General features: G+C 63.0%; 18 protein-coding genes and 1 tRNA gene. 7 read left to right on the top strand and 12 right to left on the bottom strand.

The features are described 5' to 3' along the window. Positions 1-480, top strand: coding sequence for a hypothetical protein (locus J5J06_11680; protein MCO6437740.1), 480 nt, complete (start codon positions 1-3; stop codon positions 478-480). Between the two features lie 43 nt (positions 481-523). On the opposite strand, the gene J5J06_11675 is transcribed toward J5J06_11680, so the two are convergent. Further along, positions 524-862, bottom strand: a complete 339-nt coding sequence (locus tag J5J06_11675; protein ID MCO6437739.1) for a hypothetical protein — start codon at positions 860-862, stop codon at positions 524-526. A 352-nt stretch (positions 863-1,214) separates the two neighbouring features. On the opposite strand from J5J06_11675, the gene J5J06_11670 reads away from it, so the two are divergent. After that, positions 1,215-3,755 (top strand): serine/threonine protein kinase, encoded by a 2,541-nt coding sequence (locus tag J5J06_11670; protein ID MCO6437738.1) that lies wholly within the window; start codon positions 1,215-1,217, stop codon positions 3,753-3,755. A gap of 43 nt (positions 3,756-3,798) precedes the next feature. On the opposite strand, the gene J5J06_11665 is transcribed toward J5J06_11670, so the two are convergent. From J5J06_11665 to J5J06_11640, 6 genes are all read right to left on the bottom strand, one after another. After that, positions 3,799-4,740 (bottom strand): hypothetical protein, encoded by a 942-nt coding sequence (locus tag J5J06_11665; GenBank protein MCO6437737.1) that lies wholly within the window; start codon positions 4,738-4,740, stop codon positions 3,799-3,801. Between the two features lie 389 nt (positions 4,741-5,129). Next, positions 5,130-6,893 (bottom strand): hypothetical protein, encoded by a 1,764-nt coding sequence (locus tag J5J06_11660; protein MCO6437736.1) that lies wholly within the window; start codon positions 6,891-6,893, stop codon positions 5,130-5,132. Positions 6,894-6,945: 52 nt separating this feature from the next. After that, positions 6,946-8,064, bottom strand: coding sequence for an ATP-binding protein (locus J5J06_11655; GenBank protein ID MCO6437735.1), 1,119 nt, complete (start codon positions 8,062-8,064; stop codon positions 6,946-6,948). Positions 8,065-8,081: 17 nt separating this feature from the next. After that, positions 8,082-8,570 (bottom strand): hypothetical protein, encoded by a 489-nt coding sequence (locus tag J5J06_11650; GenBank protein MCO6437734.1) that lies wholly within the window; start codon positions 8,568-8,570, stop codon positions 8,082-8,084. Further along, positions 8,567-8,953: a HEPN domain-containing protein gene (locus J5J06_11645; GenBank protein MCO6437733.1), complete on the bottom strand. Its 387-nt coding sequence runs from the start codon at positions 8,951-8,953 to the stop codon at positions 8,567-8,569. Before J5J06_11645 ends, J5J06_11650 begins: the two co-directional genes overlap by 4 nt. Beyond that, a complete protein-coding gene (locus tag J5J06_11640; protein MCO6437732.1) occupies positions 8,934-9,254 on the bottom strand; it encodes a nucleotidyltransferase domain-containing protein in 321 nt (106 codons plus the stop codon). The genes J5J06_11645 and J5J06_11640 overlap by 20 nt, the downstream gene beginning before the upstream one ends. Before the next feature lie 417 nt (positions 9,255-9,671). Between J5J06_11640 and J5J06_11635 the strand changes: the two genes are divergently transcribed. Next, entirely contained in the window at positions 9,672-10,106 is a 435-nt protein-coding gene (locus tag J5J06_11635) for an IPTL-CTERM sorting domain-containing protein (protein ID MCO6437731.1), read from the top strand. 180 nt (positions 10,107-10,286) lie between these two features. Here J5J06_11635 and J5J06_11630 read toward each other — a convergent pair whose 3' ends face one another. After that, complete coding sequence (locus J5J06_11630) at positions 10,287-12,266, bottom strand: DNA topoisomerase VI subunit B (protein MCO6437730.1); 1,980 nt, start codon at positions 12,264-12,266, stop codon at positions 10,287-10,289. Between the two features lie 296 nt (positions 12,267-12,562). Between J5J06_11630 and dnaA the strand changes: the two genes are divergently transcribed. From dnaA to J5J06_11610, 4 genes are all read left to right on the top strand, one after another. Continuing rightward, complete coding sequence (dnaA, locus tag J5J06_11625; GenBank protein ID MCO6437729.1) at positions 12,563-13,870, top strand: chromosomal replication initiator protein DnaA; 1,308 nt, start codon at positions 12,563-12,565, stop codon at positions 13,868-13,870. Positions 13,871-14,206: 336 nt separating this feature from the next. Then, positions 14,207-15,319 (top strand): DNA polymerase III subunit beta, encoded by a 1,113-nt coding sequence (gene dnaN, locus J5J06_11620; GenBank protein ID MCO6437728.1) that lies wholly within the window; start codon positions 14,207-14,209, stop codon positions 15,317-15,319. A 50-nt stretch (positions 15,320-15,369) separates the two neighbouring features. Further along, complete coding sequence (locus tag J5J06_11615) at positions 15,370-15,771, top strand: hypothetical protein (GenBank protein MCO6437727.1); 402 nt, start codon at positions 15,370-15,372, stop codon at positions 15,769-15,771. A gap of 7 nt (positions 15,772-15,778) precedes the next feature. After that, a complete protein-coding gene (locus J5J06_11610) occupies positions 15,779-18,352 on the top strand; it encodes a DNA gyrase subunit B (protein MCO6437726.1) in 2,574 nt (857 codons plus the stop codon). An 80-nt stretch (positions 18,353-18,432) separates the two neighbouring features. Here J5J06_11610 and J5J06_11605 read toward each other — a convergent pair. The 4 genes from J5J06_11605 to J5J06_11590 form a co-directional block, all read right to left on the bottom strand. Beyond that, a tRNA-Ser gene (locus J5J06_11605) sits at positions 18,433-18,523 on the bottom strand. A gap of 169 nt (positions 18,524-18,692) precedes the next feature. Continuing rightward, positions 18,693-20,393, bottom strand: coding sequence for a DUF2723 domain-containing protein (locus J5J06_11600; GenBank protein ID MCO6437725.1), 1,701 nt, complete (start codon positions 20,391-20,393; stop codon positions 18,693-18,695). A gap of 47 nt (positions 20,394-20,440) precedes the next feature. Next, positions 20,441-22,072 carry an acetolactate synthase large subunit gene (locus J5J06_11595; protein ID MCO6437724.1) on the bottom strand — a complete coding sequence of 544 codons (1,632 nt, stop codon included), beginning with the start codon at positions 22,070-22,072 and terminating at the stop codon, positions 20,441-20,443. A 153-nt stretch (positions 22,073-22,225) separates the two neighbouring features. Continuing rightward, positions 22,226-22,816, bottom strand: coding sequence for a peroxiredoxin (locus J5J06_11590; protein MCO6437723.1), 591 nt, complete (start codon positions 22,814-22,816; stop codon positions 22,226-22,228). Positions 22,817-23,244 lie beyond the last annotated feature (428 nt).

Below are 23,244 nucleotides of genomic sequence, written 5' to 3'. Positions count from 1 at the left end.
GTGGGGGTCAGAAAGCCAATTATGGACATCGGCAACTGGCTGAGCGCCCACAAGCCCGCGGCATCCGCCGGGACCCACGCGTTGCTCGCGGCGTCCATGTGGACGCTGGTCGGCACGGTGTTGACCCTGGTGGGCATGCGCTGGGCGATCGGGAGCGGGATGTCGTACGCTTGGGTATTCATCGCGGCGGCCGCGCTGCTTGGCGTGATCAAATCGCGCCTGGTTCTGGAGAGGACGGCCGACCGAGCCGTGGCGCGCATCCGCGAGCGTGGCGATGGTCGCTGCGTGGGCGGATTCTTCTCGCTCAGATCGTGGGCATTCGTCGCAGTGATGGCCGGCCTGGGGAGGGCGCTTCGGGGCGGGCTGCTGCCGCGGTACGTGGTGGGCCTGCTCTACGTCGCCGTGGGCATCGCCCTGGCGATGGCGAGTCGAAGGCTCTGGGCCGGCTGGTACCGGATGAGGGCCGGCACCCCGGACTGATCGGCGCGGAACACCTGCTCCGTGCGGTTCGATCGCACGGAGACTACGCGGTTACCGTTCTCGCGCTTTTGGTCGCATTGGCGCCTTCGCTCCCATCGTGAATGATGGGCTCGCCGAGTTCGCGCAGGGGCACCAGTTCCATGGCGCGGTGCCCGTCGAAGTCCAGAACGCGCAAGTCGTCCGTTTCGCGCAGATCGCGGCAGACGATGTCGAAGTGCGTTCCATACATCTCGCGGGCGATCGCCTCGGATATCGGAAAGGCGATGAACCTTCTGATCCCCTTGCTGTCCAGTCGTTTCAGCAAGACCGGATCTTCAAGACTTTCGTGGCTGGTGAGAATCACCAACGGACCGCTTCCAGAAAACAATAGAGCAGCATGCATGATGACGACTCCACATTGAACATTCCTTCGGGGACGTGTCTTCTCAAATTCGCCCTCGGTCTCGGGCGGACTGCAAACGTCGAACGCGGTATGACGGGTGAACGGCGCATGCGATCTTCTATCTCATCCTATTGCGCCCGGCCGGAGATCTTCAAACCCATACGTACGGCGACCCGAGAATCCGCCGCCGCGGATTGCTCATTTTTGTAACAATGGTCCGCAGATCCCGTGGGGCTCCGGCCACTGCCGACATTGACGCAAGGCTGAGCCTGCGCCACACTTTGGTGGGCTCGGTCCAAATCCATATCGCCCGGCAGCCGTCAGAAGACGGTTTCCCATCGGGAGGCCCATCATGTCCGGCGACCCGCCAACACGGCCGACAGAACCGCTCGATCCCGGTTCCGATCCTCGTCAGCTGCAGGAACAGTTCCTACGTGAACGAACGAATCCGCCGGAACAGATCGGCCCGTACCGGATCCTCCAAGTCATCGGAGAGGGCGGCATGGGCGTCGTCTACCTGGCGGAGCAGGACAAGCCCATCCACCGCCGCGTAGCCTTGAAGATCATCAAGCTGGGGATGGACAGCAAGCAGGTTGTCGCCCGCTTTGAGACGGAGCGGGAAGCCCTTGCCCTGATGGACCATCCAAACGTCGCCCGCGTACTCGATGCCGGGGTGAGTGACGAAGGCCGGCCTTATTTCGCCATGGAGTACGTACCCGGCATTCCGATCACGGAATACTGCGACAAGCATCGCCTCGGAACCGAGGATCGACTGCGGCTCTTCGCGGATGTCTGCCATGCCATTCAACATGCCCACCAGAAGGGAATTATCCACCGGGACATCAAGCCTTCGAATGTGATCGTCGCGATCGCGGAGGACCGGCCTGTCCCCAAGGTCATCGACTTTGGCGTGGCCAAGGCGACGCAACGCCGCCTGACCGAGCTGACGCTGTTTACGGAGCAGGGCCAACTGATCGGCACGCCGGGCTACATGAGCCCCGAGCAGGCGGAAATGACGGCACTGGACATCGACACGCGAACGGACATCTATTCGCTCGGCGTCCTGCTATACGAACTTCTCGTCGGCGTTCGTCCGTTCGACGATGACTCGCTTCGGGCGGCCGGCTTCGCCGAAATCCAGCGGATCATCCGCGAGGTGGAACCGCCCAAACCGAGCACGCGCCTGAGCAGTCTCGGCGATGCGTCGACCACCGTGGCCCAGAATCGGGGCACCGAAGTCCGCATACTCAGCCGGCAACTCCGCGGCGACCTCGACTGGATCGTGATGAAGTGTCTCGAAAAGGACCGCACGCGGCGGTACGACACCGCCAGTGCGGTGGCCATGGAGATTCAGCGCTTTCTGAATTTCGAGCCGGTACTGGCCGGCCCGCCAAGTTATTCCTACCGCCTGCGCAAGTTCGTTCGCAAGAACTGGGGCCCTGTCCTGGCCGGCGTGGCGGTCGGATTGGCGTTGGCGATCGGGCTGGCAAGCACAATCGTAATGGCCGACCGCGCCAACCGAGCCCGCGCGAAGGCCGAAGCCGCCGCAGAGGATGCCTCATTACAGCGCGCGATCGCATTGGAGCAGCGTGACCGCGCCCAGCGCGAGGCGGACGCCGCCAAGCAGGTTACGGATTTCCTTGTCGATGTATTCGAGGTTTCGAGCCCGAAGAAAGCGATGGGGGAAACGATCACGGCCCGCGAAATCCTCGATCGCGGCGCCGCCCGCGTCGAGGAGAAACTCGCCGGGCAGCCTCTCATTCGCGCCCGATTACTGCGAACGATCGGCGCGATTTACCGCAACCTCGGGTTTCTCGAACAGGCCAGAAAACTCGGCGAAGCGGCGCTGAACACCATGGAAAAGGCGGAAGGCGCCGACGCGCTGGAGCTTGCCGAGACGCGCTACACCCTTGCCGTAACGCTGATCAATCTGGGGGATGAGGCTATGGCCGAGCGCTTGCTCCGCGCCGCGCTGGACGCACACCTTGATCAAAGCCCCCGCGCCGTTCGCGCGACCATCGCCTGGAGGGCGGCGCTTGCAGACGTGCTGATGCGAAGCCGGCGGCTGGAAGAGGCCAGGGAAGTCGTCGAGACGGCCATGCGCGACTTGTCCACAAACAGCGTGAATGCAGACGATGCACTCGTGGAGCTCCAGTTGAACCTGGCAGAGGCTTATCGCCGCGAAGGTTCTGCGAACGAAGCCGAGCGATGGTTCCGCTCGGCGCTCGAACGCGCGAGGGAACAATACGGCCAAGAGCACTATGGAGCCGCAATTGTCGAGCATTACCTTGCGAACGCGCTTGTTTCTCTGTCCGAGGAAGGAGACGCCGTCCGGCTGGAAGAGGCCAAGCGCCTTCTCCTCCACGTTATCACCGTTTATCGCAAAGTGCTGCCCGAGGAGCACCAACGCACCGCATCCGCCCTCTCGGGCCTGGGTAGCTTATACCTCTGGCTTGGCGAACTCGACGAAGCGCAGAAGTACTTCGAAGAATCCCTGGCCATGCGCAGGAAAATCCTCGGACCGGACCACAGCGACATCGCGGGCGATTTAACCAGCCTCGGGGCGGTCTTCCGGTTGAAGAAGGACTACGCCGTTTCGGCGGAGTATTTGCAGCAGGCCGTTGCCATGCGTCTCAGGCTTCTTGGAAAAGACGACTTTCGGGTGGGGCGGTCTCGATCCAATCTGGGCGAAACCTTGATGCTGAAGGGAGACCTTGGAGCTGCCGAAGATGAATTGCTCGAAGCCCAGCGAATCTTCGACGCCAAGCCGGATGCATCGCGCGACCGATCGCCTGACAACATCAAGTGCCTGATCCGTCTGTATGAGAAGCTGGGGCGCGACGAAGAGGCCAAGCGCTGGGCTGCGCGCCTTGCTTCTTCAAGTCAGAACTGATCGCTTTGCCCGGCATGGGTCCGGGCACAGGGACCGCTCGTACTCAATCAACCATGACGAAGGCAGCCCCGCTGCCATCCACGTTTATCATCCGGCCCGTTTCGTCCTGAAGCAGCGGCAACGTGCCTCTTCGCAGGCCCGGGCCCACCAGGTTGATTCGAAACGAGATGCTCTGCCCTGGTACTGGTATGATCTGGTCAACGGGTATCGTCACCGCCAACGTCGCCAGGCAGGCGGCTTGGCCCCGATCTGACAACGGCTCGGCGTCGCCCGCGCTGAATTGCAGCGATGTTTCACAGGGCTTGTCCAGAACGGCATCCGGCCCGGATTCCGAAAACACCGACCCCCCGAACTGCGCACAGCTTACCTGCCCGCCGACGAGCTCCATGGCCACCGGCGAGGCGGAGTTGCAGACGCTCTCCGGCGGTGGGGCGTCGAATATGCCCCCAAGCCGCGCGATATTCAGGCAATCGAGCGATTCGAGGCTGCCCCAGATAGGATCTCCGCACGAGCCACCCTTCCTGAACACGCTGCAACGCATTCCCTTGCAGCGCTCGGCGGAGACTTGCTCTTCGCAATCCACCTTGCGGGTCTCGGCCCTCAAGTAAAGACAGCTACCTGTCTCGCTGAATGCGACTGACACAACGCGACCGCCGTCTCGGCCTGCGTCCGCGTGTTTCGTCCCCCAGTCACGCACAACGATGTCAAAATATACAGTGACTCTGCCCCGCAGGTTTTTTCGTCTGAGAACGATCTCGTTTCCTCGAACGATTGTCCCCGGTGGGTATTCTCCGTTGGGTGGCTGCGCCGGAACGAGCGCGACGGTCGCCCCGCGCGATCCGGCCGGATCAAGATCATCGCATGGGGCGTTCTTTGGGCAGGTCATACAGCAGGTCCGGTGTTTGACGGCGCAACCGGAAATGCACGGAATTCCTGCGACGGCAACCAGCAGGAGGATTGTCGCGAAATGCGATCGGGCGGGCATTGATCGTCTCCTTTGCGCGGAAAAGGACGTGCTGTTGTGATTGGATTGCGGTCCAAGGCTAAGGTTAAAAGCAACAGCGGAAATTCGCAACCCCCAGATCGGCCACACAAGGTGAAGCGACGATGGGCTCAGCTCATTCAGCAGGGGCACATTACAGGCTCGACATACCGACCCTCGCACATTTACTCTATCTGGCCGTGATTGAGACATCCCAGTCTCACAGGATCTCCTCCTTTGGGCTTGATCCAGATTCTCGCGCACCGCACGCACTTGAAGATCGTGAGCTTCTGCGAAAGGAAAGCGACACCCGCAGAAAAGATCCGGCACCGGCGTTCGGGGATTTGAGGCGCGAGGGCGGCTCTTCAGCTCGTGAATGAAGCTATCTTCGATCAGGCCAGGGCGACGAGGCAGACGTCTTGCACGCTCCGGCCGGTCTGGCTGCCGACAGGGACGATCAACTCCGGGCGGGCGGGTTGCCCGGGGCGCCAGACGATGAGCCGATCGCGAAGGTCATTCGTGGCCACGAGCGCGTCGGGGGCGACCTCCACGCGGCGCAGGGTTTGTCCACCGGCTTCGTAGCGGCAGAGAAAGGTGTCGCCCAGTACGCGGGAGGTCACGTGCAGGGTCGTATCGGTGAAGAAGAGGCGATCCACGCCGCGCGTGCGCACGAGCCACACGGACTCCACGGGCCGGCCGCCGCCGCGGTGGATGGTCTCCGGCTCGGAGAATTGCCCCGCCTTCCAGCGCAGCACGTCCCCGCGGCTGTTGCCCGCCAGCAGCCCGCTTCCCGTCGGCAGAAGTGCCGTTATGATGTCACTGCTTCCCGTGAACGTCTGCCCGGGGCGCTCTGCATCCGCGCCGGGCTGCCAGGCGATGATCTGAGCATCGATGGACGCATAGAGAACGCCATCGCGTTCGTTCACGCCGCGAACGGCATCGGCATCGGCCGTCGAGGCCTCGAACAACCGCCGTGCCGAACCCGGCTCGCCCAGCTTCCATTCGTACAGGCCCAGCTCGGAGTGCGATGCGTAGAGGAATCCGCCGCAAACGGCGACGGAATTGAATCCTCCGCGCGGCGAGGGCGCATTGGGAACCAGGTACGTGGCGTCGGGTTCGGCCCGCTCGATGGGCAGCGTGTATACGCCGCGCTGGGCACCGAGCAGCAATACCTGCTTGCCTGCGACATTGCCTGCCTGAACGGAACGCACCGGACCGGCCTGTCCGCCGATGGCAAACCGCCGCACCGGCGTTACGGGACGCGAACCGTCGTAGAAGAGCAACTCCTCCCCAATGGCCACCACGACCCATTGTGTGCGTGTTGCGGGCTGCTCGGCCGCGAACAGCGCCTCGTACAACTCGCCACGTTCCCGCTCGGAGAACGTGCGCATCAGGTCCGGCAAGGCGACGTTGGGTGAATCGGCCGCGAGTGAATCGAGCTTCTCCAACAATTCATGCAACCGATCGAGATGCTTGTCCCGTGCGTCGCTGATCGCCTCCTGCAATTGCCGCGCGGCCTCGTGCTCGCTGCGCCTGCGAGCCATGTCCTCCTGCACGCGGCGGACCTGATCGTACGACTCGGACGTGAATCGCACCGTGGGCTTTCCTTCCAGGCGCAGGCCCGCGTCGAAGCAAGGTCCCGCCAGCCCTTCGGCCAGCGCCAAAGATGCGTCACTGCCCGACTGAGCGCTCGTCAGAGCCGCCGCATCCTGCCCGGCGGCGAACCTGCCGAGCGTCGCGCGCACCGCCGGGGCCAGATAGGCCGCCAGGCGTTCCAGGTGCATCACACGATGGCTTCCCAGCGCCGCCCGTTGGAATGAAAGCAGTTCGCCGCGATCGGGAATCAGGCTCAACCGAATCGCCGCGCCGGCCCCGGCCTGAAAGCCGTCCTTCGTCGCCAGCCCCTTTTCTTCCATCGTCAGTTGCAGGGGCGTCGTGCGGAAGAACATCACGCTGTCCGCATCGGCGCCGGGAACTTCACCGCCCGCGGCGACGACGACGTGATCGCCCCGCGTCCGCGACACGAGCGCTCCCCACGTCGGCGGAAGATCGAGCGATCGCTTGAGCAGGCTGAAGATCTCCGACGCTGCGACGCTGAGCGCCACGTGCTCGGTCGCCCCGAAAAACGGAAGCGGATCAAACCTGGTGCCGATCATGTTGCACCTCGCTATGCGGAATCACCCCGCCTTGGCATGTCGAAAACAGCGGCTACTTCCCCAACTCGGCAAATTTCTCGAACCGCACCAGGTCGGCCGGATGGACCGACGGTGGCGTTCGCTCGATCACATCGAGCACGTCCTTCAGGGCGATCGGTCGCGGCTCGCCTCCGCCGATCGCCGCCATGAACGGAATCTGCGCCGCCTGCTGCGAAATCGCCTTGATGTCCGCTCCGCTGTAGCCTTCGAGCCGATCGCACAACAAGCCGAAATCCACGTCCTCGGACAGCGGCCGCTTGGCCAGATAGATCTCCAGCAGCTTGTACCGCGCCGGCGCATCCGGCAGACCGACGTAGACCCGCGCGTCCATTCGGCCCGGGCGCATCATCGCCTCGTCCAGCAACCAGGGCCGATTCGTCGCACCAACGAATAATAGAGCCCGATCGCCCTTACGATCAAACCCCTCCAGTTCCTGCAGGATCTGCGGCACCACGCGCTGCATCACCGTCGAGCTGTCGCTCTTCCGCCGGGGAACGAGCGCCTCGATCTCGTCCAGGAAGATCACGCTGGCCTTTTCCGCCTTGGCCGCGTCGAACAGCTTCCTGATATTCTGTTCGGCCTCGCCCACCCACTTGCTCATCATCTGCGCCGGGCTGACAAGAAAAAACGTGGCTTCGATCTCGTGGGCGATGGCCTTGGCGATCATCGTCTTGCCCGTGCCGGGCGGGCCGTAGAGCAGAATCCCCCCGCCGACGCCGATGCCGTACTGCTGTGCCAGCTCCGGATGGCGGAACGGGTAGATCATTTTCATCCGGATTTCATGCTTGACGTCCTCGAGCCCGGCGATGTCGTCGAAGCCCGTGTCCGGCCGGTCGCGGATGATCCAGTCCGACGCGTCCGACCCGCCGTTCTCCTCCTTGATCCGCTGCCGCCCGCGAGCCTCCTTGGGCGACTTCGCCAGCCGCTCGGCGTCCTTGGCCAGGTCGATCAGCTCCGCGGCGATCTCCTCGTGCTGGCGGCGCATGTCCGGCGACTTGGCCTGCTCGGCCAGTTCGATCATGCACTCGGCCGCGTCGGTCAGGTACGCCCGCGCGGAGCGGAAGTCCCCGTCGCGATAGGCCGCTACGCCGCGACTCTTGAGACGTTCGAAGGTGGAAAAGGAAGCAGGCATCAACTCACCGATTCTGCTCAACCACGGGACACTACCCCCAGCACGCCAATCCCAACCTCAAGGACAGAAACAAGCAACAACGGCTTGAATTGCCATGACTTCGGAGTGGCAAACATCCCCACCGTCGATGCAAGGCCGGAAAGCAATGCCAATGGAAGGATCAAAGCGCCACCGACGACGACGAGCTCCATCGGTGTTCCGTCCCCGTCAAAGTCAAACACAGAGATCCCTTTAACTACCAACATAACGCCCGGGATGGCCATGCCTGCGACGATCTTGAGTTGGCACACCGCGGCAAATGTCATCAATATGATCGGCAAGGGGCGCGATCGATATGTCGGCAATACACCTCCTGGGCCCACTTCAAATTTCGTCCCGCACTCCGGGCAGCGGTTATCCTCCAGTCCCGTCAGGTTGTATTTGCATTTCTCGCAGCGCAAGCCCGCGTCGACAACGCTTCCTTCGTCAGCTTCCGAAAGCTCACTCTTGTGGCCCAAGGGCTTCATGGTTCTTCGCCCGGTAGCGCCCGCAGCAGTTGGTCGCGCATGCGCTCACAGGCGGCAATGGCCTCAAGCGCATCTTCCCGCGAAGCGGATTCCCCGGGGTAGCGAAACGATGTCGCCGCCCGAGTCAGGAACCGAAGATCGCCCACTTCGCAAGCCCATTCAGGCAGTATCTCCTTCAGTCGTTCATTCAGTTCCAGGAGATTGTGCGTTCGTGGCGGGACGATCCCGCCGCTCTGGAGCATGCCTTTCATCAACTTCTCAATGCACTGTTGCGCGTGAAAACACGCCGCGTCGTAGTTGGGCGGCGCGGCGCGGGGCTCCCGCAGGGCGGTTTCGTAGTCACCCTGCGCCTTGGAAATCCACTCACGAACAATCTCGTTCATGCAGCACCCGCCCTCGGTCCAGCGCCTCGCGAATCAGCGGGTCGCCATCTCGATAACGCCTTTGTGTATCGGCCGGGTCTCGCACCAGCACATCAACGTAAAACGGTGGATCCAGCCAATTGAGTATCTCCAGCGATTTCCGGAAGGCACTGCCCTCAAATCGCATCACAACCAACAGATCCACGTCCGAATCCTCCCGCGGCGATCCGTAAACGTGAGATCCGAACAGCACGATCCGCTCAGGGTCGTACTTCCGCCCGATCCGCTCGGAAAGCTCGATGATCTGGTTCATTGCGACCATGTCACGCCTCTCCGTTGACCCAGCTCCGTTTCCGCGCGAGTGCCATGCCCACGCTTCGTGGGCATGTTGTACCAATCGTTCATCGTTCATGGCCACGAGGCGTGGCCATGCCACCCTCATGCCACCCATCGTCGCAAGGCCTTTCCTCGCCCCCCATTATAATCCCCCGTCTTCTCTCCACCTATTCAGCCAAACCGGCTGATTGGGCCGTGAAACGCCGATTCTCATCTCCCCCGGTTCGAGTTCCGCCCGTCAACGGCTCGATTTCGCCAGGCACGGAAATTTTCTGAAAAAGCCTGCAATCACACCGGGCGGCCGGGACATCTCCAGTTACAGCGGCGTCTCGAGTTTTTCCCATCCACGGGCTGGGGTCGGCGAAGCACCGCGCATGTCGAGATTTACGGAGGAGGAAACGGGATGAGAATACGAAATTTCTTGCTCGCAGGGATACTGAGCCTGGCCGTGGCCGGAGCGGCGTCTGCGGCCACACACGTCGTCACGCAATCGGGCCTTTCGTTCAGCCCTCCGAACGTCGATGTGCTGCCGGGCGACACCGTCCAGTGGGTACACACCGGCGGCATTCACACGGTGACATCGGGCACCCCCTGCACGTCGGACGGCCGGTTCGACATGGCGCTCACGTCCGGCACGGTTCAGTACGTAATTCCCGGCGGCGAGCCTGCCGGGACCATTCCCTATTTCTGTACGCCGCACTGTGCCGTCGGCATGACCGGGACGATCACCGTCGGAGAGCCCGAGCCAATTCCGACTGTCTCCGAATGGGGCCTGGCCGCGATGTCGCTGTTGGTGCTGGTCGCGGGAACGGCCGTCGTGCGCTTCCGCCCGGCTTAATGCCTGGGCAATGGCGACCCGTCGGCATTCCATCGCCGGAAAGGCGCTACAAAGAACGCCGTTGGTTCCATATGGGCAGCAGGAACCGGTTGTCGTCACTCCGGCGAAAGCCGGAGTCCAAGAAACGCCGACTTGCGCAGCTTCTGGATTCCGGCTTGCGCCGCAATGGCGGAGCGCGCGCTATGACCGGCTCTTTACTTTTCCGCGCCCTCGCTTCTTCTTCGCGGATTTGCCGGAATTCCTGACCCGGCCGTTGCCCTCGCCGGCGTCGAAGAGCTCCTCCGAAACCTCGGGCGAGCCCTCGCGCTCCACGACGATCGTGTCCTGCAAGCCCAGATCGTTCCCCTCGTGCGCCGTCTTGATGACCTTGCCGTGCTCGTCGAACTCCAGGTCGGCGTGGGCGGTGAACTGCCGCGACAACTCCAGCAGCGACTTGCGGAAATCCTCCTTGTTGATCACCGCGATCGCCCGCGTGGCCTCGACAACTTCATCGATATAACGCGTGAACACGTCGCGCCGCCGGGTGTAGTCGGCCTTTTTCCGCTTGCGTTTCAGCAGCGTCGCCAGGCGCCGGCTGCACTCCGAGATGCCCAGCTTGATCTCCTTGCGGATTTCGTCGTAATCCGCCACGGCCTCCTTGCTTTCCGACACGAAGGGCACCCACACGCTGGCCACGTGGATGAGAATGACCATCGGCGCACGCGGCAGCGATCCGCTCGACTGCGAGATGCCGTAGTTGTTCCAGCGCGTTTCGGTCGTGGCCTTGAACATGCAGCACGAGCCCTGCTGGTAGAGCAGGGGAACGCGGTTGGCGAAGCGAATCACGCGGGCGCTTGCTTCGGCGTCGCCGTTCTTGCCGCCGTTTTTCCCGCCCGCAGCCTCGTCCTCGATGTCGTGGCGGTCCAGCCCCAACTCCCCGCCGTATGCCAGGCCGACCTCGATCTGAAACGGATTGCCGCGATACACGGACGGGGGGCGCGTGCTGGCCGTGTAGAACTCCGCCTTCACCCCGCGCAGCAGTCCCGCGAGGATGGCCTCGGCGCCCATCGGCGCCAGGCAGTCCGTGGAGGGTGCCTTCAGCTTCGAATTCTGAAGGGCATTGTAGATCTTCTCGATAGCCGGCGGCTCGAGGGAGTTGACCCATGTGGATGTGGTGATGCCCGCGTCGGCGCAGACCTTCCTGGCGACCGACGGACTCACGCGCGAGAACTCGTCCGCCAGGAACGCGCCGACCTTCTTGGCCGGCGTGTCTTTCAGCATCTTCATGAGCGTGCCGAGCTCGATGCCGTAGGGATGGGGCTTGATCTCCCTGGTCTCGGCCGGGAGGTTCTCCGTCCCGCGCGGGAACTCCACCGCCTCACCCGCCGGAGGGCGATAGGCGATCCGCGCGTGGGGATTGGCGATCGCCGTCAGTTCCAGGTACTCATCGACGCTTGCCCGGCCTTTGTTGTACGAACCGACCAGCTCGATGCAGACTTCCGTGCCGTGGGCCCATTCCACCTCGATGGTCTCGTCGCGGATGATGTCCGGCTTGTTCTTCTTGGTGTCAATGGCAATGAGGTACATGTGTGCCGGCGATCGCGACGATGTGCGGCTGATGATCCGGATCGGCTTGCCCGTGGTGATCAGCCCGTACATCCCCGCGGCGCTGATTCCGATGCCCTGTTGCCCGCGGGACATCTTCAGCCGGTGAAACTTCGAGCCGTAGAGCAACTTGCCGAAGACGTTGGGAATCTGCTGCTTGACGATGCCCGGGCCGTTGTCGCGCACGAGCACGCGGAAGCGGTCGGCATCGGTCTGCTGGATCGTGATTTCCAGGTCGGGGAGGATTCCGGCCTCCTCGCACGCGTCGAGGCTGTTGTCCACCGCCTCCTTGACCGTGGTCAGAAGGGCCTTGCGCTTGTTGTCGAAGCCGAGCAGGTGGCGGTTCTTGGCGAAGAACTCGGAGACGGAGATGTCCCGCTGCTGCCTGGCCATGCCCTCGGCCGTGACCGCCGTGCGCGGCTTGGACGCCCGCTTCCCCGATTCTCTCGAAGTCCTCTCACCCGCCTTGGCCATACCTGCATCCTCTTGCCCTGACTCCCCCGTTTCCCTGGCCTCCGTCGCCGGAAACGCCAGGCCCATCTGCCCGTCGCTCTTTGCCTCCGCCGCTGCGCTCATGGCCGCCACCTCCCTGCTCAGGCCTGCTTCGAAAGCAATCCCCATCATGGTAAGAGCCTGCCGGATCCTCGCCACCGCCCGGGAGCAAACGCGTGAGTGGGGGCTTTCCCCGAGGCCGTCACTTCCCCGCTCCGAGCCAAGTAATTGCTGGCGAATACAGCGTGTTATCGGTACAATGGCGGGCTCGTCACGCGGGATTCGAGATCGATAACGGACTGTTCGGCTCAGGCTGGCGCGAGATCCACGCTGTAGACAGATTCACCCGTCTGATCGCGCTACCGGTCTTCTGACAAGCAATGGCCACGACCACCCGCCAAACGCTGGAGCACGTCCTGCGCCTGGTTCGCGAGAACCACCCGGGCCTCGCCAGAGGCTGGTTCAGCGATCTTGACGATGGAAATCTCGTCGGTGGGACGATCTCGATCCAGGCCCGCAATCTCTTCCAACTCGACTACCTTCAGCGTAACTGCCGCCGGGCGTTCTCCGAAGCCGCCCAGACCGTTACCGGGCGACTCGTTTCCGTGCGCTTCTGGGCGGAGGAGCCGCAGGAGGACAACCACGCGGAGCCGGCGTTCGCGTTTGAAGAGTTGCCCCTCAACCCTGACTACAGCTTCGAGAATTTCATCGTTGGCCCTGGGAATCGGCTGGCGCACGCTGCCGCGACGGCGGTCAGCGAGCAACCCGGGCGCTCTTATAACCCACTATTTGTACACGGATCCGCTGGTTTAGGTAAAACCCACCTGCTTCAGGCGATCTGTCACCGTATTTCCAAGGATCAACACCCGCTCAAACTTGCCTATCTTTCCTGCGAGGCCTTCATCAATCACTTTATCGAGGCCGTCGAGGTCGGCGCGCTGCACCATTTCCGCCACCGGTTCCGACACGTCGACGCGCTGGTGATCGATGACATCCAGTTCCTTGGCACCCGTGAGCGAAGCCAGGAGGAGTTTTTTCACACGTTCAATACGCTGCATCAGACGCAGCGGCAGATCATATTGTCGGCCGACTGTCCGCCCTCCGAAATCCCGAGTCTCGAAGAGCGTCTCGTGAGCCGTTTCAATTCGGGGCTGGTGGCCCTGATCGACCGGCCGTGCCTCGAGACGCGGCTGGCGATTCTGCGGCGCAAATCGAAGTTACGATGTGTCCCCGTTCCGGACGAGGTTCTGGAGTACATCGCCCTGCGTTTCGAGAACAACATCCGCGAACTGGAGGGCGCCCTGCTGCGTCTCGACGCACTGAGCCAACTGGACGGCGGGAAGGTCACCATCGAGTTGGCCCGCTCGGCGCTCGGCCCTGAACCCATGATGATCGTGCAGACGCAACGCATCATGGAAGTCGTCGCCCGGCGCTTCAAATTGAAGGTTTCGGCCCTACAAGGCAAAAACCGCGCGAAATCGGTCACGCTGCCGCGACACCTCTGCATGTACCTTGCCCGGCAGTTCACACACGACAGCCTGGAGCAGATCGGCGGTTACTTCGGGGGGCGGGACCACACGACCGTTCTGCACGCCACGCGGCAGATGGGGCGGCGCCTGGCCGAAGACGTCGACCTGGCACGTCTCGTGAGGGAACTCGGGGAGGAAATCCGCAGGGGCGGAAACTGAGATGGCGACGGGGGCGGGACTGACAGCGCAGCAGCGCTGAAATCACGGTATCACAGGCGTAACGCGGACCCGAGCGTGGGACAGGCCAAACCGTGTGGCTAAGCGACGCATGACTGACAATCTTGTACACAACCACGGTCGCGCGGCGTGAGTTTTGGACGGATACGAACCATTGGAAAAGGCGATGTTTAGGAACCCGCCGGGCCATATCGAACACTTTTCACGGAGCCTACAACGGGTACCATATGTACCTATATAGAGAATTGAATCGAGTAGGCCGGACTGAGAAACATCCGGACGGGCTGGGGAAAGCAGCAGGCGAGGGAGCAGCAGGCAATGAAACTGAACTTCAACCGTGAAGAGATGGCCGATGCCCTGCGGGCAGTATGTGCCGTGGCGGCGGCGCGAACACCCAAGCCGGTATTGCGCTGTGTTCGACTTGAGGCGCGCTCCGATGTCCTGTTGCTGTCGGCAACCGATCTCGAGCTGGCTCTTCGCGCGGCCGTTTCCCAGGTCGAGGTGGGCAAGACGGGGGAGACCCTGGTCGTTGCCGACACCCTCTCGCGGATTGTCAGCGAATGCAATGACGACGTGCTCACCGCGGAGACCAAGGGAAACCATCTGCACATTCGAGGTTCCGGGAGTCACTTCCAGATCGTCACGCAAGATCCCGCGGATTTTCCGGCGGTGCCCACGATGGAGGACGGGCCCGATTTCACGGTGTCCGACGGCGTCCTGCGCAAGCTCGTGGAGTGGACGGCCTTTGCCGCCGCCCGCGAGAGCACCCGTTTCGCCATCAACGGGGTACTCTGGGAAACGAAGGACTCGAAGCTCACGCTGGCGGGCACCGACGGCCGGCGCCTTTCCGTGGCCCATGGGGAACTGATGGGCGCGCCTGTACGGGAGATACCTTCGGTTATTGTGCCCGGCAAAGCGCTCTCGCTTTTCAACCGGCTCCACGCCGATAGCGAGGGGGCCGTGGGTGTGAAGATCCTGCCGTCGCAGATTCTGTTGAGCGTCGGTGGGGCGCTGGTGAGCAGCTCGCTCGTGGAAGGTCATTTCCCAGACTACCGGAGCGTCATTCCGTCCGATTGTGATCGCGTTCTGGAGCTTGAGACGGACGAGTTCCTCGGGGCGCTGAAGCGGGCGGCGTTATTGACCAACGAAGAGTCCAAGGGTGTCCGCTTCTCGCTCAAAGACGGTGAGTTGACCCTCAGCAGCCGGGCGCCGGAACAGGGTGAAGCCAGCGTCTCGATTCCTGTACAATACAAGGGCGAGCCCATGGAGATCGGGTTCAATCCCGTCTTTCTGCTGGACGTGCTCAAGGTCGCACAGGGGCAGGCCGAGCGCATCACGTTTGCGCTGAAGGATGCAAACCGGCCTGGTCTGCTTCGCTCCGGGGAGGGGTTCCTGTACGTGGTCATGCCGGTGAATCTGGGTTCGGCATGACGCTCGGGCCGCCGCCGCAAGCACGTCCTCGTCCGGTGATGAGATTGCGAATGTCAGAGGAGCAACTGTCCTGGGTCCAGCGGAACCGGGCGCGCCGGCGGCGGACGACGACCGTGGGCGAGCGCGTGCTCTCCCTGGCGTGGGGGCTGGACGGCGAAGCCGATACGGCGCTGCAGCAAGTGGCGGATTATCTTGCCCCGCATACTGACGAGCCGTTTCGTGAGCAGTGTCGTCTGGCGGCGATACGGTCGGGCGTACTGGTGATCAACGTGGCCGAGCACGGGCAAGTGTTCGGTATTCGAGCGCAATGGCGCAGCCGCTTGGAATCCGTGCTGCGCGTCGCACACGGAATGCCGGCGATCCGCCAGGTGCATTTCGCCTGGGGTGACCACGGCGTGCAACTGCATATCATCCCGGCGTCCGGCCTCGATGACAGGTCGGCGGGCAGGTGAAAGGTATATGTCGCAAACTATGCTGACGGAACCGCGTTACGACGAATCCAGCATCACTGTTCTCGAGGGGCTTGCAGCCGTTCAGAAGAACCCCGGCATGTACATCGGTGGAACGGGCTCAGCAGGACTTCATCATCTCGTTTATGAGGCGCTGGACAATGCCGTCGATGAGGCCCTGGAGGGTTATTGCGATTCCATCCTCATCCGGTTGAACGCCGACGGGAGCTGCGCCGTGGTGGACAACGGCCGGGGAATTCCCGTTGGTCCGATGAAGCACGAGAACCCCAAGCTCAACGGTCGCCCCGCGCTGGAGGTGGTCATGACCGTGCTGAACTCGGGGGGAAAGTTCGACCGCAAGAGCTACAAGGTGTCGGGTGGTCTGCACGGGCTGGGCATCAGCGTGGTCAACGCACTGAGCGAGTGGCTGCGGGTGGAGGTCCATCGCGACGGAAAGATCCACACGATGCGCTTCGAGCGCGGGGCGACGGTACAGGAGATGCAGTCCACCGCCGGTACGGATCGCACCGGGACGACTATCGAATTCAAACCCGACCCCAACGTTTTTCAGGAATGCGAGTTCAAATACGAAACACTCCAGAACCGGGCGAGGGAGTTGGCGTACCTGAACGACCGCCTGCGCATCCGCATCGTGGACGAGATCGGCGGGCGGGAGAGCGAATACTACTACGAAGACGGGCTGAAGGATTTCTGCGGGCACCTGGCGGAGGGCGTCGAGTGGCTGCACAAGGAGCCGATCCTGATCCGCGGCGAGGATGCGGACAGCGGCCTGGCATGCCAGGTGTCGCTCCTGTTCACGGATGCCTACGAAGAGAACCTCATCTGTTTTGCCAACAACATTCATAACGTGCACGGCGGCACGCACATGTCGGCGCTGAAGACGGCCGTGGCCCGCGTCGCGGCCAACTACGCGAAGAAGAATGATCTGATCAAGGGTAACACGCAGGTTACGGGAGACGATTGGCGCGAGGGACTGATCGCCGTGGCGGCGGTCAAGCTGCGCGATCCGAAGTTCGAAGCCCAGACCAAGGTCAAGCTGCTGAATCCCGAAGTGGAGACGTTCCTCCAGCAGTTGCTCAATGAGCGCCTCGGGAACTACTTCGAGGAGCATCCGACCGACGCCCGCAAGATCGTGCAGAAGGGCATCCAGGCGGCCCAGGCGCGCGAGGCTGCCCGCAAGGCGCGCGATCTTTCGCGCAAGAGCGCGCTGAGCAGCGGAGGACTGCCCGGCAAGCTCTGGGACTGCCGCAGCAAGGACTCGGATTCGACGGAGCTCTACCTGGTGGAGGGCGACTCGGCCGGGGGCATCGCCAAGCAGGGGCGCGACTCGTTCACGCAGGCCATCCTTCCGCTCAAGGGCAAGATCCTGAACGTAGAGAAGGCCCGGGTCGACAAGATGCTGTCGCACGACGAGATCACCAAGATGATCTCGGCCATCGGATGCGGCATCGGCAAGGAGGAGTTCGATGTCGCCAAGTGCCGTTACGGCAAGATCGTGATCATGACCGACGCCGACGTGGACGGCTCGCACATCCGTACGCTCCTGCTGACGTTCCTCTTCCGGCACATGCGGCCATTGGTCGAGGCGGGCCGGGTGTTCGTGGCCCAGCCGCCGCTCTACCAGGTACGCAAGGGGAAACACACCGAATACGTGCTCGACGATCGTGTGCTGAACGCCAAGCTATCGGAGATTGGACTGGGTGGTTCGGCGCTGCTGGTTCGCGACGGCGCGGGAGCGGAACGCGTGATTGACGGCGCGGCACTGCGCGAGTTGATCACCGACCTCGATGCGCTGGAGACGCAGCGCCGCGTCCTGGCGCGGCGCGGGCTGGATTTTCGCACCTTGGTCGAGCAGCACCGCGATCCGCAACGCGGCTTGCCGAAGGTGCTTCTGCACATTCACCGCGCGGGAGTGGAGGAGCCGGAAGAGCGCTTCGTGCACACCGAGGAGGCCGTGGCGGAAATTGTGTCGGAGGAATCCGACCGGGCAGGCAAGCCGGTGGAGGTCATGGAAAGTCGCCACGTGTTGCTCTCCGAGACCGACGCCGACGAGGCGCGTCAGAATGCGGAGGACGACGCGGCCGGGCGCATCGTGCGCTTCCCGCTCTCGGAATGCCGGGCGATCGACGACATTCTTGCGCGGATCGAAGCCAAAGGTCTTTCCATTGCGGACCTGTTTCTGGTTCGCGAGGAGCTGGTCACGGGCGAGTTGCCTCCGGCCAAGTTTCTGGTTCGCGACAGCGACGAGAAGCTGCACGAGATGGACAATCTTGTCGAAGTCGCGCCCGGCGTGCGGAGCCTCGGCCGTGAGGGCATGGCCGTGAAGCGCTTCAAGGGGTTGGGCGAGATGAACTCCGAGGAGCTCTGGGAGACGACCATGGACCCTGAGGTTCGCACGCTGCTGCGCGTGGTCATCTCCGAGGACATGGAGGACATCGAGCAGGCGGAGCTCGACGCCCGCGAAGCCGACCGCATCTTCCGCTTGCTCATGGGCGACAACGTGGAAATCCGCCGGCGGTTCATCGAGGACAATGCCACGAACGTGAAGAACCTGGACGTGTAGGCCGTGCGGAGGGCACGGATTGCGGGCGGGCGCAGATCGGGGATCTTTCGCGGCAAACTTGTCAGGACGTGAGAAACGATCGGAGAGGGCGGGATTCGAACCCGCGGTACCAGGTTTACCCAGTACAACGGTTTAGCAAACCGTCGGTTTCAGCCACTCACCCACCTCTCCAGGCCAGTCATCTCGTTCAGGTCGAAGGGAAGCCTGCGGCGAACTGTCCCCGGGACCTTTCTTCCGCCGCTATCCGAACAACCTTGGATGGTGACTGCCGGAGGCTACTCGCCGCGCCGATTACCGTCAAGGTTGGCCCCCAACGTTAGGTGTTCCGGCGCCACGGGAACTATGGCGCCCCAATCCCGGTTTCGGCCAAAGGCTCCAGCCGCAGAATCTTGCCGTGCGGGACCCATTCATAGCCGGGCCATTCCGGGGCGACGGGCACGGCCGCGAATGTGCGGTCGGCGAATCGTGGATCGAACATGGCGAACCAGTTGTAGGTCTGGGCGTTAATGATGGTCACGTCGGGGCGCGGCGTGATGAACAGCCGCGCATACCAAAGCGGCGTCGCCGCAGGCCAGGCGGCAAAGACCACGGCATCGGGCGGCAGAGAAGCGAGGTTCACGTCGCGGAGCAACGGACGAGCGTCCGGGCGGGGGCCCGGCCAGCGCCGTCCAGGGGCGTCAATGAACGTGACGCCCACGGTGAGGAGGAAGACGATCGTGGCCGCCACGGCTCCAAACCGGCGGGTCGTCCGCGGGAAGACCGGCGTAAGTCCGACGCCGATCAGCACGATCAGCGCGAACAGGAGAGGACGAATGTCGGCCGCATCACCAGCGATGCGGTAGTAGCAAACGAAGGCCACGCTCGAGAAGATCATGCCCAGCAACAGCATTGCCGCGGCCGGGTTCCGCCGAAGCGTGCGCACCAGGCCCAGCGTGCTCAACGAGAGAATCAGGATCAGCGAGACGGTGCCGGAGGGCACGGGGGCCAGCAGCAGCATGTTCGCTTCGAACGTATCCAGAATGGAGTTGTCCAGCAGGCCGAGCCGCAGCCAGCGCATTTTCGCGCGAATTCCGTTCCAGTTGTTGCCCATGAGATAGCGAAACTGCTCGGCCCGGGCGAGCCAGACGACGCGGCGTAGTTTCGCCTGGGCGCCATCGGACGATTCCGGCAGCTCGTGTGTTTCAGCATTGAGGACGTCCAGATAGTTGTAGGGCGTAGTCTTGGCGTCGCGGACCCAGTAGTAAGCGAATGAGTAGATACCGGGCAGCGCCGCCAGCAGCGACAGGAGCAGTAGCGTCCGTACCGCTGAGGTCCCCCCGGTTTCCCATCGCCGTCGCGCTATCCACCAGGCGCTGAGCACGAAGGGCAGGGCCAGAATGGCGGGGGGCCGATTGGCCACGACCAGACCGTACACCAAGGCCGCGATGAGAAGATCTCGACGATGCCCCAGGGCGGCGTATCGCAACAGCAGGTAGAACGACGCGGACATCAGCGCCAACGATGGCAGGTAGACCTCGGCCTTGATCAGATTGGTCCATATTTGAACGTACGCGCACAACAGCAGCGTCAGCGCGCCGGCCAGGAATGCGTGCACGCCCAGCCGGATCTGAAACATCATGCACAAGGCGAGGACGGCCAAACCCGACAAGTGACATAGTAATGTCACTGTTAGGGGCGGATCTAGGCCCGGAATCCACGAAACAACGTGTGCGATGGAAACATATCCCGCGTAGCCCGGGGGGTGGGTGATGCCCAATGTCGCCGCGGCCAGTTGGAACCCGCCGGAATCCCCAAGGCAGATTCCCGGGGGCAGGCGCGGAACGGTGATCGCAACGGCGACAAGAATGGTCAATAGGATCGCCAGCCAGTCGACAAGGCCCAGGCGAGGCCAGGCGTTCTCGTCGCCTTCAAGCGTTCCTCTCTGCGTTGAACGGGGCGCAGGGATAGGTGGGCCTTCGGTGCGCGGCGCCCGTGCCGCAAGATCGATCCCGCGCGTCGCATCGCGGATGGTGGTGTCCACGTGTGAGGGCTTGCTACCCATCGTCACGCACTCGATGCAAACAGGCCCCGTCAGCCCGAACCGCGGGCTCAGATGGGGCAGACGAGTTTGCCCAGCCGTTCGGTCAGCTTGACATTCTCGCTGTAGTCCACCGGGCAGTCGATAACCGTGGGGCGCTGGGAAGCAAAAGCCGACTCCAGCGCCGGTTTCAGTTCGTCTGCGGCGGCGATACGCACGCCCTCCCAGCCGAAGCTGCGGGCCAGCATCACCAGATCCGGGTTGCCGAAATCAATGAACGCCGGTCGGCCGAATTGAACCTGCTGCTTCCACTTGATCAGCCCGAACGTGCCGTCGCTGAGAACCAGGCATACGATCGGGGCGCCGACGCGAACGGCCGTCTCCATCTCCTGGCAGTTCATGAGGAATCCGCCGTCGCCGCACACCGCCAAGACGCGCCGATCGGGATAAAGCAGCTTGGCCGCGATCGCCCCGGGCAGGGCGATGCCCATCGAGGCGAAACCGTTGGAGATCAGGCAGGTGTTCGGTTCCAGGGCGGGATACATCCGGGCCACCCACAGTTTGTGGGCGCCGACGTCGGAAATGAGGATGTCCTCGGCTCCCATGGCGCGGCGGGCATCGTGCATGATCCGCTGCGGCTTCACGGGGAACGAGGCATCCTCGGAGAGTTCCTGCAATTCGTCGAGGATCGCACGACGCAGCGTGTGCACCGCCCGATCGGAACGCGGCGTGATCCGCTCCCCCAGCTCCGAGAGCGTTTCCGTCAGGCCCGCTTCGATTCCCACGGCCACGGTGTAGTGCGCGTCTACTTCGGCCGGAGAGCGGTCGATGTGGATGACCTTCTTGTCGCGGCCCTCGTTCCAGCGCTGGGGGTGGTATTCGACGAGGTCGTAGCCGATGCAAAGCACGACGTCGGCGCGCTCGAGCCCGCAGTTGACCACGTCCTTGGCCTGAAGACCCACGGCCAGCAGCGAGAGTTCGCTGGTGTAGGGAACAACGCCCTTGGCCATGAACGTGTGCGCGCAAGGGATGCCGCTTTTCTCGACGAACGCGCGGAGCGCCGGGGAAGCGTTGTCGCGGATAACCCCGTTGCCCGCGAGGATGATCGGAAAGCGGGCCTGGTTGATCAGCGCGGCCGCCGACTCGATCTGCGAGGTCCGTGGCTCCGCGTCTTTGGGCTGCTGGACGGGGAGCGGCTCGCCTTCGGCCGGCATGCTCGCAATGTCCTCCGGGAAGTCAATGTGGGTCGCCCCGAATTTCTCCGTCTGGGCGACCTTGAAGGCCTTGCGGACCACCTCGGGGATGATCCCCGGCGTGACCAACTGGGCGTTGTATTTGGTCATGGGCCGGAACAGGGCCACGAGATCCATGGCCTGATGGGATTCCTTGTGCAAGCGGGAGATTCCGCCCTGACCGGTTACGGCCACGAGCGGGGCACGGTCCATGTTGGCGTCGGCCACACCGGTAACGAGGTTGGTTGCACCGGGTCCGAGCGTCGCCAGGCAGACGGAAGCCCGCCCGGTCAGGCGTCCCTGCACGTCGGCCATGAACGCCGCGCCCTGCTCATGCCGCGTCTGGACGAAGCGCAGCGAACTGTCGAGCAAGGCGTCGAGAACGTCCATGTTCTCCTCGCCGGGCAAGCCGAAGAGAAACGGCGGGTGCTCATTTTCCAGGCATTTCACAAACAACTCGGCCGCTTTCATGCTGCATCTCCTTGTTTGCTCGTGCGAACGTCAACGCCGCGCGTCCAGCATGCCGCGCAGCAAAAACGTCCGGCAGGTTGGCCGGACGTTTGCGATCAGCACCCCCATCGAACGCCGCATTCTGCTCGATCGCGGCGGCGAGCGAACCGGTTCCTACTTCCCCCACTTCTTGAAGAACGTCTTGCTGCTCTCGGGATCGGGCTTGATCGTATCCGCTCCCGGACGCCAGTTGGCCGGGCAGACCTCGCCGTTCTTCTCGTAGTACTGAAGGGCATCGACCATGCGGATGGCCTCGTCGACGCTGCGCCCCAGCGGCAGGTCATTGATCAGCATGTGGCGCACGGCCCCCTCCTTGTCGATCAGGAAAAGTCCGCGAAGTGACACGCCCTTGTCATCCAGGAGCACGCCGTAGTCCCGGCCGATCTGGTGCGTCTGGTCGGAGACCATGGGGTAGGCGATGTCGCCCAGCCCACCTTCACTCCGCGGCTTCTGCTGCCAGGCGAGGTGGGTAAAGTGGCTGTCCACGGAGGCCCCGAGGACTTCCGTGCCCCGCTCCTGAAAATGGGGATAGGCGTCGCTGAAGGCCACGATTTCCGTGGGACAGACGAAGGTGAAGTCCAGGGGCCAGAAAAACAGGACGACGTACTTGCCGCGGTAGGAAGAGAGCGAAATCTGCTTGAACTGCTTGTTGATCACCGCCATGGCGGTGAAGTCCGGTGCGGGTTGCGTAACCATGACGCTCATGTTTGTATCCTCTTTATTTGAAGTACTTTGCGGTTTTTCCGGTTCCGTGCCGGCCAGGGGACGCGGGCAGCGCCGCGGGTGCCGCCACCGGAATGCGTCCGGTATTCTAAAGGCGGACGTGAACTCGTCCAGTCGGGGGGCTGTGAAAATCGGGTCTTCGAATCGGCCGGGCGGGCGTCCGCAAAGTCGTTCCGGGACGGGGATTATCGGTCCACTACGGACGAGCCGCGCCGTTGCCGAAAGTTGAGAAAGAGCGTGGATTTCGCCGGAAGAATCGGCATTTCCGCCGGCCCGGGGGGCTCGTGATGGACTGTGAAAACGACTCGAAATCAGACTTTCAACGCTTGACTTGCCTTCCTTGAACGTGTTAAATGGTATGCCTTGTAGCCAGCGAGGGTCCCGGGCGGTTCCACGCCACGGGGAATTTG

This window comes from Phycisphaerae bacterium (assembly GCA_024102815.1).
Classification (GTDB): Bacteria; Planctomycetota; Phycisphaerae; order UBA1845; family UBA1845; genus JAGFJJ01.
The sequence above is the reverse complement of the archived record's forward strand: the minus strand, read 5'-3'. Positions and strand labels throughout refer to the sequence as shown.

Excerpts from the sequence above, each read along its gene's own strand:
- J5J06_11650 (MCO6437734.1), bottom strand. The coding sequence starts at position 8,570 with ATGAAGCCCTTGGGCCACAAGAGTGAGCTTTCGGAAGCTGACGAAGGA.
- J5J06_11640 (MCO6437732.1), bottom strand. The coding sequence starts at position 9,254 with ATGGTCGCAATGAACCAGATCATCGAGCTTTCCGAGCGGATCGGGCGG.
- J5J06_11645 (MCO6437733.1), bottom strand. The coding sequence starts at position 8,953 with ATGAACGAGATTGTTCGTGAGTGGATTTCCAAGGCGCAGGGTGACTAC.
- J5J06_11660 (MCO6437736.1), bottom strand. The coding sequence starts at position 6,893 with ATGATCGGCACCAGGTTTGATCCGCTTCCGTTTTTCGGGGCGACCGAG.
- J5J06_11635 (MCO6437731.1), top strand. The coding sequence starts at position 9,672 with ATGAGAATACGAAATTTCTTGCTCGCAGGGATACTGAGCCTGGCCGTG.
- J5J06_11590 (MCO6437723.1), bottom strand. The coding sequence starts at position 22,816 with ATGAGCGTCATGGTTACGCAACCCGCACCGGACTTCACCGCCATGGCG.
- J5J06_11630 (MCO6437730.1), bottom strand. The coding sequence starts at position 12,266 with ATGAGCGCAGCGGCGGAGGCAAAGAGCGACGGGCAGATGGGCCTGGCG.
- J5J06_11670 (MCO6437738.1), top strand. The coding sequence starts at position 1,215 with ATGTCCGGCGACCCGCCAACACGGCCGACAGAACCGCTCGATCCCGGT.
- J5J06_11615 (MCO6437727.1), top strand. The coding sequence starts at position 15,370 with ATGTCAGAGGAGCAACTGTCCTGGGTCCAGCGGAACCGGGCGCGCCGG.
- J5J06_11655 (MCO6437735.1), bottom strand. The coding sequence starts at position 8,064 with ATGCCTGCTTCCTTTTCCACCTTCGAACGTCTCAAGAGTCGCGGCGTA.
- J5J06_11610 (MCO6437726.1), top strand. The coding sequence starts at position 15,779 with ATGTCGCAAACTATGCTGACGGAACCGCGTTACGACGAATCCAGCATC.
- J5J06_11665 (MCO6437737.1), bottom strand. The coding sequence starts at position 4,740 with ATGCCCGCCCGATCGCATTTCGCGACAATCCTCCTGCTGGTTGCCGTC.
- dnaA (MCO6437729.1), top strand. The coding sequence starts at position 12,563 with ATGGCCACGACCACCCGCCAAACGCTGGAGCACGTCCTGCGCCTGGTT.
- J5J06_11600 (MCO6437725.1), bottom strand. The coding sequence starts at position 20,393 with ATGGGTAGCAAGCCCTCACACGTGGACACCACCATCCGCGATGCGACG.
- J5J06_11675 (MCO6437739.1), bottom strand. The coding sequence starts at position 862 with ATGCATGCTGCTCTATTGTTTTCTGGAAGCGGTCCGTTGGTGATTCTC.
- dnaN (MCO6437728.1), top strand. The coding sequence starts at position 14,207 with ATGAAACTGAACTTCAACCGTGAAGAGATGGCCGATGCCCTGCGGGCA.
- J5J06_11595 (MCO6437724.1), bottom strand. The coding sequence starts at position 22,072 with ATGAAAGCGGCCGAGTTGTTTGTGAAATGCCTGGAAAATGAGCACCCG.